Source organism: Bradyrhizobium sp. 187, from assembly GCF_023101005.1.
In the GTDB taxonomy this organism is placed as follows: Bacteria; Pseudomonadota; Alphaproteobacteria; order Rhizobiales; family Xanthobacteraceae; genus Bradyrhizobium; species Bradyrhizobium canariense_D.
The window spans coordinates 5,546,570-5,562,308 of record NZ_CP064693.1; the positions used below are offsets into that span (position 1 = coordinate 5,546,570).

At 65.4% G+C, this 15,739-nt stretch carries 14 protein-coding genes; 10 read left to right on the plus strand and 4 right to left on the minus strand.

Going from position 1 to position 15,739, the window contains the following annotated elements:
* Window positions 1-211: 211 nt before the first annotated feature.
* The gene (locus tag IVB19_RS26865; RefSeq protein WP_157643161.1) at window positions 212-1,279 is read left to right on the plus strand and encodes a hypothetical protein; all 1,068 of its coding nucleotides are present in this window, start codon (window positions 212-214) and stop codon (window positions 1,277-1,279) included.
* A gap of 62 nt (window positions 1,280-1,341) precedes the next feature.
* The gene (locus IVB19_RS26870) at window positions 1,342-1,608 is read left to right on the plus strand and encodes a TonB-dependent receptor plug domain-containing protein (protein WP_018460323.1); all 267 of its coding nucleotides are present in this window, start codon (window positions 1,342-1,344) and stop codon (window positions 1,606-1,608) included.
* 11 nt (window positions 1,609-1,619) lie between these two features.
* Here IVB19_RS26870 and IVB19_RS26875 read toward each other — a convergent pair whose 3' ends face one another.
* Window positions 1,620-2,936 carry an alpha/beta hydrolase gene (locus IVB19_RS26875; RefSeq protein WP_247295114.1) on the minus strand — a complete coding sequence of 439 codons (1,317 nt, stop codon included), beginning with the start codon at window positions 2,934-2,936 and terminating at the stop codon, window positions 1,620-1,622.
* On the opposite strand from IVB19_RS26875, the gene IVB19_RS26880 reads away from it, so the two are divergent.
* Window positions 2,929-3,204, plus strand: coding sequence for a hypothetical protein (locus IVB19_RS26880; RefSeq protein WP_083926599.1), 276 nt, complete (start codon window positions 2,929-2,931; stop codon window positions 3,202-3,204). The genes IVB19_RS26875 and IVB19_RS26880 overlap by 8 nt on opposite strands.
* Window positions 3,205-3,211: 7 nt before the next feature.
* Here the strand turns inward: IVB19_RS26880 and hutU are convergent, their stop codons facing one another.
* The 3 genes from hutU to hutI are packed head-to-tail and all read right to left on the minus strand — an operon-like array spanning window position 3,212 to window position 7,663.
* Complete coding sequence (hutU, locus tag IVB19_RS26885; RefSeq protein ID WP_026234001.1) at window positions 3,212-4,879, minus strand: urocanate hydratase; 1,668 nt, start codon at window positions 4,877-4,879, stop codon at window positions 3,212-3,214.
* Window positions 4,880-4,892: 13 nt separating this feature from the next.
* On the minus strand, window positions 4,893-6,449 hold the full coding sequence (hutH, locus tag IVB19_RS26890) for a histidine ammonia-lyase (RefSeq protein WP_018460325.1): 1,557 nt from the start codon (window positions 6,447-6,449) through the stop codon (window positions 4,893-4,895).
* Window positions 6,449-7,663 (minus strand): imidazolonepropionase, encoded by a 1,215-nt coding sequence (hutI, locus tag IVB19_RS26895; protein ID WP_018460326.1) that lies wholly within the window; start codon window positions 7,661-7,663, stop codon window positions 6,449-6,451. Before hutI ends, hutH begins: the two co-directional genes overlap by 1 nt.
* Window positions 7,664-7,747: 84 nt before the next feature.
* On the opposite strand from hutI, the gene IVB19_RS26900 reads away from it, so the two are divergent.
* The 7 genes from IVB19_RS26900 to IVB19_RS26930 all read left to right on the plus strand — a co-directional run bounded on the left by IVB19_RS26900 (window position 7,748) and on the right by IVB19_RS26930 (window position 15,736).
* On the plus strand, window positions 7,748-9,106 hold the full coding sequence (locus tag IVB19_RS26900) for a formimidoylglutamate deiminase (RefSeq protein WP_018460327.1): 1,359 nt from the start codon (window positions 7,748-7,750) through the stop codon (window positions 9,104-9,106).
* Complete coding sequence (hutC, locus tag IVB19_RS26905; protein WP_018460328.1) at window positions 9,103-9,831, plus strand: histidine utilization transcriptional repressor HutC; 729 nt, start codon at window positions 9,103-9,105, stop codon at window positions 9,829-9,831. Before IVB19_RS26900 ends, hutC begins: the two co-directional genes overlap by 4 nt.
* Window positions 9,832-9,937: 106 nt before the next feature.
* Window positions 9,938-10,882 carry an ABC transporter substrate-binding protein gene (locus tag IVB19_RS26910; protein ID WP_026234003.1) on the plus strand — a complete coding sequence of 315 codons (945 nt, stop codon included), beginning with the start codon at window positions 9,938-9,940 and terminating at the stop codon, window positions 10,880-10,882.
* Window positions 10,883-10,955: 73 nt separating this feature from the next.
* Window positions 10,956-11,729, plus strand: a complete 774-nt coding sequence (locus IVB19_RS26915) for an ABC transporter permease (RefSeq protein ID WP_007601313.1) — start codon at window positions 10,956-10,958, stop codon at window positions 11,727-11,729.
* A complete protein-coding gene (locus IVB19_RS26920) occupies window positions 11,726-12,511 on the plus strand; it encodes an ABC transporter ATP-binding protein (protein ID WP_018460330.1) in 786 nt (261 codons plus the stop codon). Before IVB19_RS26915 ends, IVB19_RS26920 begins: the two co-directional genes overlap by 4 nt.
* Window positions 12,504-13,736, plus strand: a complete 1,233-nt coding sequence (locus IVB19_RS26925; RefSeq protein WP_018460331.1) for a Zn-dependent hydrolase — start codon at window positions 12,504-12,506, stop codon at window positions 13,734-13,736. Before IVB19_RS26920 ends, IVB19_RS26925 begins: the two co-directional genes overlap by 8 nt.
* Window positions 13,737-14,596: 860 nt before the next feature.
* The gene (locus tag IVB19_RS26930; protein WP_026234004.1) at window positions 14,597-15,736 is read left to right on the plus strand and encodes an MFS transporter; all 1,140 of its coding nucleotides are present in this window, start codon (window positions 14,597-14,599) and stop codon (window positions 15,734-15,736) included.
* Window positions 15,737-15,739 lie beyond the last annotated feature (3 nt).

Below are 15,739 nucleotides of genomic sequence, written 5' to 3' on the forward strand. Positions count from 1 at the left end.
TGTGCGAAGGTGTTGGTGTCGAACGAAGCGTATTGGCGGGGCTGCACCTTGGTTACAGTCACGCCGGCTAAATCGCAGCCGCGCGCCCTGAAGGCGTGGATGTTCTGCAATTGGTCCTACCTACATTGACATCAGTGTGACAGCCGGGGATTTTTACATTGCTGGCGAATCAGCGATGGCCTCAAGCCGAGTACCTCTTGGACAACTCCCAGTGCTTTCGAGACTGATATCGTTGCTGCGCCGCATCGCCGCGGTGAAATGGGCGTTCACCCGGCTTCGCCCCGCGCCGCACGGTGGCAGCATCGACGTCACGCCTGACGCAGTAGACGCCTCACCCGCCATTGTTGCAGAAATTGCAGATACGGCTCCGGCTCTCGACACCAGCATCAACGCGGATACGTCGCACTGCGACGTCCCGGTCGCGGCTTCAGCCGCCGAAGACAACACCTCCAGCCCTGTCATCGCGGAGAGCCCGTCGGAAACGCCAGCCGATGTCAGCGGCAGCGACGATTCATCCCAGGAGACGCCGACGGAAGTCGAGCCGATCGTCGTGGAAGTTTCGGTCGCGACTATCGACGTCGTGCGCGAAGCGGTCGACGTCCCCGAACTCATCATCAACAGCGATCCAACTTCCGAACTTTCGGCCGACGTTGAGCCCGTTGTGGCGGAGAAGGCCTCTTCTGTCGATGTCGAGGTCGTCACGGTTGACGCCATCGCTCTGGTCGTCGACGTGGATACTTCCTCGACTCTCGACGACACGTGTGTCGCGTTCGCCGATCGCGACATCTCGCCGGAGCATGTCCCTGAGGATAGCATCGAGAGCGATCCTTCCCCCGGCGCCGCGGAAGACTCCACCGAGACGCTCGGCGTCGTCACAACTATCGAGCCAGCTCCGGCCCTCGTGTCTCCGGCTCCGGAGATCCCGTATGCACCGAAAGCTCGCGTGAGAGCCGCAGAGCCCGCCGACCGCGCCGCGCTAATCCGGCAGCGCTGGGCGGAGACCGGGATCAGGATGTGGAATCCCCGCCTCCACGGCGCCGATGATGCCACGCTGAACATCCAGGGCAGCGTCGGGCTGCTGCCGCCCGCGCCCGGCGAGACGATGCCGCGCTACGACAAGCTGGAATTCCGGATGCTCGGCGGACAGATCGTCTGCGAAGGCGTGATTGTCGAAGCCCCCGCGCATGCAAGCCAGCGCAGTTTTACACGGCTCGCCGAGCCGGGGAAACCCGATCCGGTCCGCGAATTAATGCGGGAACGCCAGGCCGCTCTCGCCTGACCCTTTATTCCAGTGACGAGCAGCCCATATGCTAGGCTAACGCCCTGAATTTGGGAGATCGCATGCCCGCAAGATCGTTGCGACTGGTCGTGATTGTCGTCCTCTGCGTCTCGCAAGGAGCCTTCGCCGCATCCAGTAAACGCCATGCGCCCACGACCGATCAGGCCTCACCCTACAAGGCCGACCGCCTCTCCTTTTCGCGCGGAGAGACGATCCTCAACACGCCCGGCCAGACCACCGTGCTGACGCGAGAGGTCCTCGACGACAAGAACGCGACGAGCCTCAAGGACGCCATGCGCTCGACCGCCGGCGTGACGATCGGGCGCTAGGCTACTTTCGCTCAGGGGATAGGATAGCCCTTCCAGACCCACTCCAGCGCCGACGGCAGCGTCTGCGCGATCGTGGGACGGTCGACGTGCTTGGCGTTGCGGACGAACAGAAACTGATAGTGGTAGCCCTTCTCCGCGAGCACCTTGGCCATCAGCGCGTTGGAGAGGGTCCAGTCGTGCATGCCATCGGGAATGGTGGGGTTCGGATAGAACAGGTCCTGGTCGCCGCCGAAGAACCAGAACCGGATCGGCTTGGTCGGCGCGGCGACGATCAGCGGCAGGCCGGGCGGCTCGGCCGGCGTGAGCACGCCCGCCTTGGAGATGAGATGGGGTGTGGCTGGCCCCGTCCATGCGCTGTGATACTCCCAGGCACCGCCGCGCAGCGACGGGTCGTGCGGCCATTGCTGGTTGACCATGGTCGGCGAGAACGCCAGCACGCGGTGATAGAGATCCGGATAGAACCACGCCATGGTGAAGGCGGCCACACCGCTCGAACTCAGCCCCATGGTCGCACGCCCATCGGGATTTCTGGTCAGCTTGACATCGGCGTTCTTTTCGACCAGCGGCAGCACTTCACGCTCGACGAACTGCGCGTAGGCACCTGACACCGCGTCATATTCGCGGCCACGCTGACTGCCCTGCGCGTCCTGCCCGCCATTGCCGATCTGAATCGCGATCATCGGCGGCACGCGGCGCTGCGCGATCAGATTGTCGAGCGTGACGGCGAGGTCCTTGTAGGCGTTGGAGCCGCCGTCGCCGACCACGATGAACGGCGCCTCGCTGCCGCGCACATATTGCGCCGGCACATAGACGTCGATGGTGCGCGACCAGACGCCGGGATGGCTGGTGGTGACGATCATGTGCGACTTGTCGTCCGGCGCCGTGACGGTCGTCATGATCGAGGAATTGGTGCAGCCGGCGGCGTCATCGCGGATCAGGCCAGGATTGTAGATGGTGCTCTCCTTCGACGACAGCGTGAAGGACTTTGTCGTCCCACGCGGCACGCCCTCCTTCGCGATCGTCTCCGGCGCAGGATTGTGGGTGGGACCGATGATGAAATTGCCCTCGGCACCCGGTGGCGGCAGCGTTCCGTCAGGAAGCTCTGTGGCGCGTGGATAATTGGGATTGGATGGATCGCGCGTCGGAGGCGCCGTCTTGAAGTCAAGACCCGTCGTATCAATGAAGAACGGGCCCGCCTTGTCGGTGGTGTTGGCCCCAGGCGGCACGGCCATGTTCTGGGTGACGCAGGCCGGCTGCGAGAAGGCAATCGAAGTGAAGGAGACGACGGAAATCAGCGTCCCCGCAAGGACGGAGAATGATTTGGTCATTTCAGCTCCCGATACCGACGAGTCTTTCTGGCTCGCCTTGGCGCAAAGTATGACGAGCCGACTGTGCGCGGTCAAACCTCAGCCGGCCGCGTTGCGGCTATGGCCGCCATGCTCAAAACGGGCAGGCACGGTTACTCCAGGCCGGCTGGGATGCGACTTCATCCAGGGCTACTACTTCGCAAAGCCCATGCACGGCGACGCGATCGACGAGTATCTCGCAAAGGAACGCCAGCGCCTCGGCAGCGCCGAAGCCAGGGTCGTGGCCTAAGTCGCGCCTAGCGCAGGCTCGGCAGGTCGAGCCCTTTGTCGCGGGCGCAGTCGATCGCGGTGTCGTAGCCCGCGTCGGCGTGGCGCATGACGCCGCTGGCAGGGTCGTTCCAGAGCACGCGCGCGATCCGCTTCGCCGCTTCCGGCGTACCGTCGGCGACGATCACCATGCCGGCATGCTGGGAATAGCCGATGCCGACGCCGCCACCGTGATGCAGCGACACCCAGGTCGCGCCGCTGGCGCAATTGAGCAGGGCGTTGAGCAAGGGCCAGTCGGACACAGCGTCCGACCCGTCCTTCATCGCTTCGGTTTCGCGGTTGGGGCTCGCCACTGAACCGCTGTCGAGATGATCGCGGCCAATCACGATGGGTGCCTTCAATTCGCCGCGCGCCACCATCTCATTGAAGGCAAGGCCCAGGCGATCGCGATCGCCGAGCCCGACCCAGCAGATCCGCGCCGGCAGGCCCTGGAACTTGATGCGCTCCCTGGCCATGTCGAGCCAATTGTGCAGATGCTTGTCGTCAGGCATCAGCTCCTTGACCTTGGCGTCGGTCTTGAAGATGTCCTCGGGATCGCCCGACAGCGCGGCCCAGCGGAACGGCCCGACGCCGCGGCAGAACAAGGGACGGATATAGGCGGGAACGAAGCCGGGAAAATCGAAGGCATTCTTCAGGCCCATGTCCTGCGCCATCTGGCGAATATTGTTGCCATAGTCGAGGGTCGGAATGCCCAGTGCATGGAAATCCAGCATGGCCTGGACGTGCTCAACCATCGAGGTCTTCGAGGCGCGCTCCACGGCCTTGGGGTCGGCAGCGCGCTTGGCTTCCCACTCGGCGAGCGTCCAGCCCTTCGGCAAATAGCCGTTGATCGGATCGTGCGCGCTGGTCTGATCGGTGACGATGTCGGGCCTGACGCCACGGCGGACCAGCTCGGGAAAAATCTCCGCGGCATTGCCGAGCAGGCCGACCGAGACCGCCTTCTTCGTCTTCGCTGCGTCGGCCATGATCGCAAGCGCCTCGTCCAGCGTTGCGGCCTGGCGATCGAGATACCCGGTGCGCAGACGCATCTCGATGCGGCTCGGCTGGCATTCGACCGCCAGCATCGAGGCCCCGGCCATGGTCGCAGCCAGCGGCTGCGCGCCGCCCATGCCGCCGAGACCGGCCGTCAGAATCCATTTGCCGGCGAGGCTGCCGCCATAGTGGCGGCGGCCAACTTCAACGAAGGTTTCGTAGGTGCCCTGCACGATGCCCTGGCTGCCGATATAGATCCAGGAACCCGCCGTCATCTGGCCGTACATCATCAGGCCCTTGCGATCGAGCTCGTTGAAATGATCGAGCGTCGCCCAGTGCGGCACGATGTTGGAATTCGCGATCAGGACGCGCGGCGCGTCGGCATGAGTGCGGAACACGCCAACCGGCTTGCCGGACTGGACCAGCAGCGTCTGGTCGTCCTCGAGCTCGCGCAGCGAAGCAACGATCCGGTCAAAGCTCTCCCAGTCGCGCGCGGCGCGGCCGATGCCGCCATAGACGACGAGCTCGCTCGGACGTTCTGCAACGTCGGGATCGAGATTGTTCATGAGCATGCGCAAGGGAGCTTCGGTCAACCAGCTCTTGGCGCTGATTTCGCTGCCGCGGGGCGCGCGGATGGTGCGGTCGTTGTCCAGTCGGCGGTTCATGCGGAACACCTCGTCAGGCAAGTGTCGGAAACGGGTCAGTTGACAGTACGGCGAGCGCCGCAGCCGGCAGCGCGTCGGCTTCGACCAGCGCTGCAGCCCTGGCGAGATCGCCGGCCATGTAGCGGTCGGCGCCGAGCTGCGGCACCTGCTCGCGCAGTGCGGCGATGACGGCGGCGAGCGGCGCGCTGGTCGCATGCGGCGCGCGCAGCGTGATGCCTTGGGCGGCGACCAGCAGCTCAATGCCCAGGATGGTGGCGAGATTGTCCGCCATGTCAGACAGGCGCCGTGCAGCATGCGCGGCCATCGAGACATGGTCTTCCTGGTTGGCGCTGGTCGGCGTCGAATCGATCGAGCACACGGCCGCGCGCTGCTTGTTCTCGGCATAGAGTGCGGCCGCCGTCACCTCGGCGATCATGAAGCCGGAATTGATACCGGGATCGGGAGTGAGGAACGGCGGCAGGCCGAAATTGAGCGCGGGATCGACCAGCGTCGCGATGCGCCGCTCGCTGATCGCACCGATTTCCGACAGCGCCAGCGCGATGGTATCCGCGGCAAAAGCCACCGGTTCGGCATGGAAGTTGCCGCCGGAGACGATCTCGCCGGTCTCGACCAGGACAAGCGGATTATCGGTGACGGCATTGGCCTCGATAATCAGCGTCCGCGCCGCCTGCAGGATCAGGTCGAGCGCCGCGCCTGCGACCTGCGGCTGGCAGCGCAGGCAATAGGGGTCCTGCACGCGCTCGTCGCCTTCGAGATGCGACAGGCGGATGTCGCTGCCGTCGAGCAGCGCCATCAAGGTTGCCGCGGCCGCGATCTGTCCCGAATGGCCGCGCAGCGCCTGGATTTCGGGGCGGAACGGCGCCGTCGAAGCCATCGCGGCATCGACCGACAGCGCGCCGGTGACGAGCGCGGCGCGGGCCAGGCGAAATGCGCGCAGCACGCCGGAGACGGCGTAGGCAGTGGAGAATTGCGTGCCGTTGATCAGCGCGAGCCCTTCCTTGGGACTGAGCGTCAGTGGCGGTAGGCCGGCTGCGGCGAGCGCGTCGCTGCCTGATACGCTCTTGCCGTCGACGAACGCCTGTCCTTCGCCGATCATCACAGCGGTCATATGCGCGAGCGGCGCGAGATCGCCAGAAGCACCGACCGAACCCTGCTGCGGCACCAGCGGTGAGACGCGCCGCGCCAGCATGGCCTGCAGCTGCTCGATCACCTCGCGGCGCACGCCGGAAGCACCGCGCCCGAGCGAGATGATCTTCAGCGCCATCATCAGCCGGACAATCGGCTCGGGCGTCGCCGCACCGACGCCGCAGCAATGCGAGACGATGAGATTGCGCTGGAGCAGCGCGGTCTGGTCAGGTGGAATCCGCTTCGACGCCAGCTTCCCGAAGCCGGTGTTGATCCCGTACACGGGGACGTCGGCTCGCGCAGCCCTTGCAACGATCCCCGCGGCCGCGTCGACGCGCGGCCAGAACGAGGGATCGAGAACGACAGATGCGCCTTCGAGCACGCGCGCGAGATCGTCGAGGCTAACCGTTCCCGGCTTGACGACGATCGCTGTGCTCTCCTCCATCACTGTCCCCTCCACACCCGGCGGTGAAGCGGATTGAAGCCGATACGGTACACCAGCTCGGCGGGGCGATCGATGTCCCAGATCGCAAGGTCGCACCATTTGCCGGCCTCTAACGTGCCGGTATCATTGAGCACGCCGAGCGCTCGCGCGCCTTCGCGGGTGACACCCACAAGGCACTCGGCCACATTCATCCGGAACAGCGTCGCGCCCATGTTCATGGCGAGCAGCAGCGAGGTCAGCGGCGAGCTGCCCGGATTGCAGTCGGTCGCGAGCGCCATGGCAACGCCGTGCTTGCGGAACGCCTCGACCGGCGGTTTTTGCGTCTCGCGGATGAAGTAGAAGGCGCCGGGCAGAAGCACGGCCACCGTTCCGGCCTTCGCTATCGCCGCTGCACCGGCTTCGTCGGTGTGCTCGAGGTGATCGGCCGAGAGCGCCGAGAATTTTGCGGCGAGCGCAGCCCCGCCGAGGTTCGAGAGCTGGTCAGCATGCAGCTTAACCGGAAGTCCGAGCCGCCTCGCCGTCTCGAACACCCGCCCCGTCTGCTCGCCGGAAAATGCGATCCCCTCCATGAAGGCATCGACGGCATCGGCGAGGCCCGCCTTCGCGACCGCCGGCAACATCTCCCTGCAGACGAGATCGATGTAGCGATCCTTGTCGCCATCGGCCTCTGGCGGCAGCGCATGCGCGCCGAGAAACGACGTGCGGATCGCGACCGGCCGCTGACGGCCCAGGCTTCGCGCGGCGGCCAGCTGCCGCATCTCGGTCTCGGTGTCCAAGCCGTAGCCGGACTTGATCTCGACCGTGGTGGCACCCTCGGCAATCAGCGCATCGAGCCGCGGCAGCGCGTGTGCTACGAGCTCGGCCTCGCTTGCCTTGCGCGTCGCGGCCACTGTCGAGACGATACCGCCGCCGGCGCGCGCGATCTCTTCGTAGCTCGCGCCCTTCAGGCGCAGCTCGAACTCATGGGCGCGGTTACCGCCATAGACCAGATGGGTGTGACAGTCGACGAGACCGGGCGTGATCCAGCGCCCTCCGCAATCGATCCGGTCGGCTGCATCGGCGCTCGCCGGAAAATCGGTCTGCGAACCCGCATAAGCGATACGGCCGCCGCGCGCGGCGATCACGCCGTGCTCGATCTCACCGAGATCGGGACCATCGGCCCGCATCGTGGCGAGCCGGGCGTTATGCCAGATCCGGTCGAAGCGTTCTGCCATGCAACTGTCCCTTCGCGTGGGATGCTTGACTTATATGTCTAGACATATAATCGTGTCGCGGTTCTGTCCAGCCGGCATGGAAACATGACACGACTGCATTTCGCCTCCGCGCTCCTGCCCTCGGGCTGGGCCAATGACGTGCAGGTGGTGATCACCGCCGGCGCGATCGCCGAGGTGACGCCGGGCATGGCGCCGGTCTCCGGCGATGAACGCCACGACATCGCGTTTCCGGGACTTGCGAGCCTGCACAGCCACGCTTTCCAGCGCGGCATGGCGGGTCTCGCGGAACTGCGCGGCGATAGCACCGACACCTTCTGGACCTGGCGCGAGACGATGTACCGCTTCGCGCTGGCGATGACGCCTGACGACGTCGCAGCGGTCGCGACACTGCTTTATGTCGAGATGTTGGAGCAGGGTTTTACCCGCGTCGGCGAATTCCATTATCTGCATCATGATCGCGACGGCTCGCCCTACGCCGACATCGGCGAAATGGCCGCACGCATCGCGCAGGCCGCCGAAGCTTCGGGTATTGCGCTGACGCTGCTGCCGAGTTTTTATGCGCATGGCTCATTTGGGGGCGCAGCACCGCATGCCGGCCAGCGCCGCTTCATCTGTACGGTTGATCAATTTTCCGCACTGATGGCTGCCTCGCGCAAGGCGATTGAACGACTGCCGGGCGCGAATATCGGCATCGCGCCGCACAGTTTGCGCGCGGTGACGCCGGCCGAGCTTGCACCGATCATTCCACTCGCGGAGGGCGGCCCGGTGCACATTCATGCCGCCGAGCAGGTGAAGGAAGTCGAGGATTGCCTGGCGTGGTCCGGACGACGTCCGGTGCAATGGTTGCTGGAGCACGCACCCGTCGATCAACGCTGGTGCCTCATTCACGCCACCCACACCACGGACGAGGAAGTCCGCGCCTTCGCTAGGACCGGTGCGGTCGCCGGCCTCTGCCCCATCACCGAGGCAAGCCTTGGTGATGGCATTTTCCCGGCGCGCGAATTCGTCGGTGCCGGCGGTGCCTTTGGCGTCGGCACGGATTCCAATGTGCTGGTCGGCGTCGCCGACGAGCTGCGTCAGCTCGAATATGGCCAACGGCTCAAGCACCGTGAACGCAACGTGCTCTCTGCCGGCGCAGGCCGCTCGACGGGACGCGCCCTGTTCGATCATGCGCTTGCAGGCGGTGCGCGGGCACTAGCCCAGATGTCAGTCGGTCTGACGCCAGGTGCACGCGCCGACATCGTCACGCTCGACATCACGCATCCCTCGCTGGCGGGGCGCGCGCGCGATGCCGCCATCGACGGCTGGATCTTCGCTGGGGGCAACGGCGCGATCGATTGCGTCTGGGCCGGCGGCGACAAGGTCGTCGAAGGCGGGCGGCACAGACTGCGCCAGGCCGCGCGCGAACACTTCAACGCATCGGTGCGGAGGCTCGTCGCATGAGCCTCGCCACAGATGCCGGCGACAAGCCGACGCTCTACAAGCGGATCCGCGCCGATATCGAGAAGCGCATTCTGACCGGCGAGTGGCCGCCCGGGCATCGCATCCCGTTCGAGCACGAACTGGTGGCGCGTTACGGCTGCTCGCGCATGACCGTGAACAAGGCGCTGTCGGAGCTCGCGCAAGCCGACCTGATCGAGCGGCGGCGACGTGCCGGCTCCTTCGTGCGACGCCCGCAACATCAATCCGCCGTGCTCAAGATCGCCGACATGCGCGCCGAGATCACCGCGCTCGGGCGCGCTTACGGCTACGAGCTGATCGGCCGCAAGCTCCGCGCCGCAACGGCTGCCGACCGCGACCGCCTCGGCGTCAAGAAGGCCGGCAAGGTCGTCGCGATCACCTGCCGCCACAGCGCCGACAACGTGCCGTTCGCCGTCGAGGACCGGCTGATCGATCTCGCGTCGGTGCCGGATGCGGCGGCCGCGGATTTTTCGCGTGAGCCGCCCGGCTCGTGGCTGCTTCACCATGTGCCATGGACAGAGGCCGAGCATACGATCAGCGCTATCGTTGCGGACGATCGCACGGCCGAAGCGCTCGACATCGCCGTCGGCGCGCCCTGCCTCGTGATCGACCGCTATACCTGGCGCAGCGCGCGCACGATCACCGCCGTGCGGCTGCTCTATCCCGGTGACTCTCACCGCCTTGTCGCCCGATTCAAGGGAGGCTGAGAGGACGATGTCGGCACAAATCGTGCAAAGCTTCGGGCAACGGTCCGCGAGGACCGACCAAGATCAACAGGACGTCAATCCATCGATCGGCAAGAGGACGACAATCATGCGTAGTTCGAAAGTATTTGCGGCAGTCATTGCACTTGCGGTCTCCACCCCCGTGCTCGCCGACGACGTCAAGGTCGGCGTCGGCATTTCCGGATGGACCGGGTTCGCGCCGCTGACGCTGGCGAAGGAAGCCGGCATTTTCAAGAAGAACGGCCTCGACGTCACCATCAAGAAGATTCCGCAGAAGGATCGCCATCTCGCGATCGCGTCCGGCGACGTCCAGTGCGCGGCGACCACCGTGGAGACCTGGATCTCCTGGAACGCCAACGGCGTCGCGACCAAGCAGATCTTCCAGCTCGACAAGAGCTACGGCGCCGACGGCATGGCCGTGCGCAACGAGCTTGCCGCGATCAAGGATCTGAAGGGCAAGACGGTTGCTGCTTCCGCGCCCGGTACCTCGCCCTATTTCGCGCTGGCCTGGATGCTCAAGAAGAACGGCTTGTCGGTGAAGGACGTCACTGTCGTGAACCTCGAGCCGGCGGCGGCGGCACAGGCCTTTGTCTCCGGCCAGAACGATGCCGCGATGACCTATGAGCCGTATCTGTCGACGGTTCGTGCCGCCCCCGACAAGGGCAAGATCATCGCGACCACGCTCGACTATCCGATGGTCATGGACACGTTCGGCTGCACGCCGAAATTCCTCACCGAGAACCCGAAGGCCGCCAAGGCGCTCGCCGACAGCTATTTCGAGGCCCTCGACATGATCGCCAAGGACCAGGCCAAGGCCTACGAGATCATGGGTGCCGACGTGAAGCAGAGCGGCGAGGCGTTCGGCAACTCGGCAAAATATCTGCGCTGGCAGGACAAGGCCGCGAACCAGAAATTCTTCGCCGGCGATTTCCTGACCTTCAACAAGGAGGCCGCCGACCTCCTGCTCGAGATCGGGATCATCAAGGCCGCGCCGAAGGTCGAGGATCTCTTCGACGCCAGCTATATCAAGTAAATCTCCCAGGAGCCGCCGGCCCCGTCTCGCCGCGGGGCCGGCAAACTTGTTCACCGCCCGGATAGACAGTTTGATGCGTCCCCTCGATCCCGTGACGTCAAGGCAGCGCGTGGCTTACGGCCTTGCGTTCTTCGTGGTGTTCGTAGCCCTCTGGTCCTGGGCGACCTTCGGCGGCCATGTGTCGAAGGTGTTCCTCGCCAACCCGCTGACCATGGTGCAGGAAGGCGTCGATCTGATCATCAAACAGGGCTTCCTGTTCGACATCGGCATGACGATCTGGCGCGTCGTCGGCGGCTTCGTGCTGGCCGCAATCATCGCGGTGCCGTTCGGCGTGCTGATGGGCGCGTACAAGCCGGTCGAGGCCTTCCTCGAACCGTTCGTTTCCTTTGCGCGCTATTTGCCGGCCTCCGCCTTCATTCCCCTCCTGATCCTGTGGGCAGGCATCGGCGAGCTGCAGAAGCTGCTCGTCATCTTCATCGGCTCGGTGTTCCAGATCATCCTGATGATCGCGGTGACCGTCGGCACCACGCGGCGCGACCTGGTCGAGGCGGCCTATACGCTGGGAGCCAGCGACCGCGGCATCATCCGCCGCGTGCTGTTGCCCTCTTCCGCGCCGGAGATCGCCGAGATCCTGCGGCTGGTGCTGGGCTGGGCCTGGACCTATGTCATCGTCGCCGAACTGATCGGCTCCTCCTCCGGCATCGGCCACATGATCACCGACAGCCAGGCGCTGCTCAACACCGGCCAGATCATCTTCGGCATCATCGTGATCGGGCTGATCGGCCTCGTCTCGGACTTCCTGTTCAAGGCGTTCAACGCGTGGCTGTTTCCCTGGAGGCTCGCATGACGATCCTCAAGATCGAACAGGTCTCGCGAACTTTTCCCGCGCGCCACGGCAACGCGCCAACGAGGGCGCTGGAGCCGACCGACCTTGTGATCGGCAACAACGACTTCGTCACCATCCTCGGCCCTTCCGGCTGCGGCAAGTCCACGCTGCTTCGCATCGTCGCCGGCCTCGATCGCCCGACCGGCGGACGTGTGGTGCTCGACGGACGCGAGGTGACTGGCCCGGGCGCCGACCGCGGCATGGTGTTCCAGTCCTACACGCTGTTTCCCTGGCTGACGGTGCGCGAGAACATCGCCTTCGGCCTTCGCGAGCGCGGCGTGCCCGAGGTGGAGCGAAACAAGGTCGCCGATGCCTTCATCCGCCAGGTCGGTTTGTCCGGCTTTGAGAACCATTGGCCAAAGCAGCTCTCCGGCGGCATGCAGCAGCGCACCGCGATCGCGCGCGCGCTCGCCAATGATCCCAAGATCCTGCTGCTCGACGAGCCCTTCGGCGCGCTCGACAACCAGACGAGAGCCCTGATGCAGGAAATGCTGCTCGGGATCTGGGAGCGCGACCAGAAGACCGTGCTGTTCGTGACCCACGACATCGAGGAAGCGATCTTCCTCGGCAGCCGCGTCATCGTCATGAGCGCGCGTCCCGGCCGCATCAAGGCCGAGATCAATGTGGACCTGCCGCATCCGCGCTCCTACAAGATCAAGACCACGCCCGAATTTGTGCAGTTGAAGGAACGGCTGGTCGAGGAGATCCGCACCGAGGCGTTGAAGGTTGCCGAGCATGCCTAACACCTTTTCACGCGCAAACGGCGAGCGCGTTCTCGCCGATCTCAATGCGCTCCGTGCCATTGGCGCGTACAAGACCGGCGTGCACAAGCCGACCTTCTCCGAGCCGCACAAGCTTTCGCTGGATTGGCTGGTGCAGAAGCTGCCCGACGCAGGCCTCTCCGCCGCGATCGACGGCATCGGCAATGTCTTTGGCACCAGCGCAAAGTCGGGACCCAAGCTGCTCGCGGGATCGCACCTCGAAAGCCAGAACTACGCCGGCTGGCTCGACGGCCCGCTCGGGGTCGTCTACGCGCTCGAAGCGGCCCGCGTGCTCAATGCCGATCCCTCGCTCGAAGGCGCGGTCGAGGTTGCCGCCTGGTGCGACGAGGAAGGACACTTTGGACACTTTCTCGGTTCGCGCTCCTATGTCGGCCAATTGACCGAGACCGACATCGATGCCGCACGCGACCGCACCAGCGGCCGCACCATGCGGGCCGCACTTGCCGACATGGGGCTCGCAGGACGACCACGCATCGCCGCCGAGCCGGGCCGGCACGTCGGATATCTGGAAGCCCATATCGAGCAGGGCGACACGCTCGAAAGCGGTCGCCTTGCGATCGGCGTCGTCACCTCCATCGTCGGCATCTGGCAATACCAGATCAATTTCGTCGGTGAACAGAATCACGCCGGCACGACCCGCATGGCTGCACGGAAGGATGCCGGGCTGGCGCTGGCAAAGTTCTGCGTCGCGATCGACAAGCGTTTCCCCGAGAGCTGCGGCCTGCGCACGGTCTGGACCACCGGCCGCATCACGCTCGATCCGGGCGCACCGAGCATCATTCCGGGTGCGGCCGAAATGCTGTTCCAGATCCGCGACGACGATCCTTCCGTCGTCGCACGGCTGGAAGAACTGCTGCGGAGCATGGCGGACGAGGTCAGCGCGAACGGCCCCTGCACCGTCACCGTGGACAAACTGCGCACCGGTGCGCCGGCCATGATGAACGCGGGCATCCAGGACGCGATCGAAGCCGCGAGCAAGGCCCTGGCCGGCGGACGGTCCATCCGCATGCCCAGCGGCGCCGGCCACGACGCGCAGATGCTGGCGACAATCATGCCCGCGGGCATGCTGTTCGTACCGTCGATCGGCGGCATCAGTCATCACTGGACCGAGAACACCGCCGACGTCGACATCGTCACCGGCGCCCAGGTGTTTGTCGACGCTTGCCAGCGGATACTCGGCGGCTAGAACGATTACAGACACAGCTTCGCATCCTCGCGGCGTGTTTCGCCCGAGCTTTGCTTCGTCGCTTCACCCTCTTGTCCAAGAGGGCGCAGGGAAGGCCGGGTGCCGGCTGGCACCCGCGGTCCGCTGCGCGAAAAGCACACGCAGAAAAACCGCACAGCAGCATACAGGTGTAGCCAATCACTCGGCCTTCCCTGCGCGATGGTTGGACGGCTTATGCCGTGCTCTCCCGGGAGCCGAGTTCTCTTTGGCCTCCCTCGCCCCAACGAAAGTCACCGGCACCGCGCCGGTTGACGCAGATGCCGCATTCGCCAGAGCTTGACCGTAGCAACGACGGCCAGGACCACACGGTTTTGCCGTACGCACGGCCCGCCATTTCGCCGCAGTATTCCCAGCCCTGTCGACCGAGCCGGAAACTTACAGACGAGACGAAGCCTAGCAGCGCCGCTCGTCGGAACGAAGCCTTGGGCTCACGGAGAGCAATCCGCCCTGCCCACACCTCTCGCACCCGAACGCTGCCGCGTCCACCGCAAGCCCGGCTCGCGAACATGACGACCACAAGATCGCCCCTCAAGGATGAGCCGGGATGGCCAACACATACGCCGTTTCCGAATTTCGGTAAAGCGGAATATTTTCATCAGTGCGGCTTGACACCGGTGCGGGTCGGGCTGTCAAGGTGTTTCGCCCGACGGCGCAGCCCACCGGCGCGCCGAGATGCCGGTGACGAGCCAAAAGGCCTGGTGTCCGCTTGCGGCCGCCCGGGGGCCGCCTGCGACAATCCGAGTCCGCCGCGGACATAAAGACGCGACAATTGCGGGGCTTGTCGATTGCCCCTGCCCTGATTCCCCCTTCCCGGAGTTCCCATGTCTTCTGCCGACAGGCCAGCGACACGCCTTGCGACCAGACTTGCCTTCCTCGTCGCGGGTTTCGGCATGGCGTGTTGGGCACCACTGGTGCCGTTCGCGAAGGCGCGGCTCGCCGTCGACGACGGCATCCTCGGACTGCTCCTGCTCAGCCTCGGCATCGGCTCGGTCGTCGCGATGCTTCTGACCGGCGTGCTGAGTGCGCGCTATGGCAGCAAGCCGATCATCATGGCGGGCGGGATCGGTCTTGCCCTGGTCCTGCCTCTGCTGACAATCGCGAACTCGCCCGCGATGCTGGCGCTGGCACTCCTCGCATTCGGCGCCGCGCTCGGCTCCATCGATGTCGCCATGAACATCCACGCGGTTGAGGTGGAGCGCGCCGCGGGACGTCCGCTGATGTCCGGCTTCCACGCGCTGTTCAGTATCGGCGGCTTCGCCGGGGCCGCGCTCATGACCGCACTGCTCTCGCTGCAACTCGGCGCGCTCGCTTGCACGCTGATCTGCTCCGTCCTGATGCTGATCGCGATGCTTGGGGCCTGGCCGCGGCTGCTTCGCTCCGTGCAGGTGCAGGAAGGACCGCTGTTCGTGCTGCCGCATGGCGCCGTGCTCCTGCTCGCGCTGCTTTGCGCCATCACCTTCCTCGTCGAAGGCGCGATGCTCGATTGGGGCGCGTTGCTCGTCATCGGCGCGGGTCTCGTTTCCGAAGCGCAAGGCGGGATCGGCTACATCGTGTTCTCGGTCGCGATGACGATTGGGCGGCTCGGCGGCGACGCCGTCGTCGCGCGCATCGGAGACCGCACGACATTGTTCTGGGGCAGCCTGATTGCGATCGCGGGTTTCGTGGTCCTGCTCACCGCTCCCGTCGTGGCGGTCGCCATAGGCGGCTTCCTACTCATCGGCCTCGGCGCATCCAACCTCGTGCCGGTGCTGTTCCGCCGAGCGGCGAGGCAGAAGGTGATGCCAACGGGCCTCGCCGTCGCGGCGATCACGACCGCCGGCTACGCCGGCGTTCTCGTGGGCCCCGCCGGTGTCGGCTTCATCGCACGTCTTGGCGGATTGCCGGTGGCGTTCTGGCTCCTGACCGCGCTGATGGGCCTCGTCACGCTGACGGCGCGCATTGTCACGCGCGCCGATGCCTGAGCG

Bases quoted from the DNA above. Each gene is read 5' to 3' on its own strand.
- IVB19_RS26870 (WP_018460323.1), top strand. From the start codon at position 1,342: ATGCCCGCAAGATCGTTGCGACTGGTCGTGATTGTCGTCCTCTGCGTC.
- IVB19_RS26875 (WP_247295114.1), bottom strand. From the start codon at position 2,936: ATGACCAAATCATTCTCCGTCCTTGCGGGGACGCTGATTTCCGTCGTC.
- hutU (WP_026234001.1), bottom strand. From the start codon at position 4,879: ATGAACCGCCGACTGGACAACGACCGCACCATCCGCGCGCCCCGCGGC.
- hutH (WP_018460325.1), bottom strand. From the start codon at position 6,449: ATGGAGGAGAGCACAGCGATCGTCGTCAAGCCGGGAACGGTTAGCCTC.
- hutI (WP_018460326.1), bottom strand. From the start codon at position 7,663: ATGGCAGAACGCTTCGACCGGATCTGGCATAACGCCCGGCTCGCCACG.
- IVB19_RS26900 (WP_018460327.1), top strand. From the start codon at position 7,748: ATGACACGACTGCATTTCGCCTCCGCGCTCCTGCCCTCGGGCTGGGCC.
- hutC (WP_018460328.1), top strand. From the start codon at position 9,103: ATGAGCCTCGCCACAGATGCCGGCGACAAGCCGACGCTCTACAAGCGG.
- IVB19_RS26910 (WP_026234003.1), top strand. From the start codon at position 9,938: ATGCGTAGTTCGAAAGTATTTGCGGCAGTCATTGCACTTGCGGTCTCC.
- IVB19_RS26915 (WP_007601313.1), top strand. From the start codon at position 10,956: ATGCGTCCCCTCGATCCCGTGACGTCAAGGCAGCGCGTGGCTTACGGC.
- IVB19_RS26920 (WP_018460330.1), top strand. From the start codon at position 11,726: ATGACGATCCTCAAGATCGAACAGGTCTCGCGAACTTTTCCCGCGCGC.
- IVB19_RS26925 (WP_018460331.1), top strand. From the start codon at position 12,504: ATGCCTAACACCTTTTCACGCGCAAACGGCGAGCGCGTTCTCGCCGAT.
- IVB19_RS26930 (WP_026234004.1), top strand. From the start codon at position 14,597: ATGTCTTCTGCCGACAGGCCAGCGACACGCCTTGCGACCAGACTTGCC.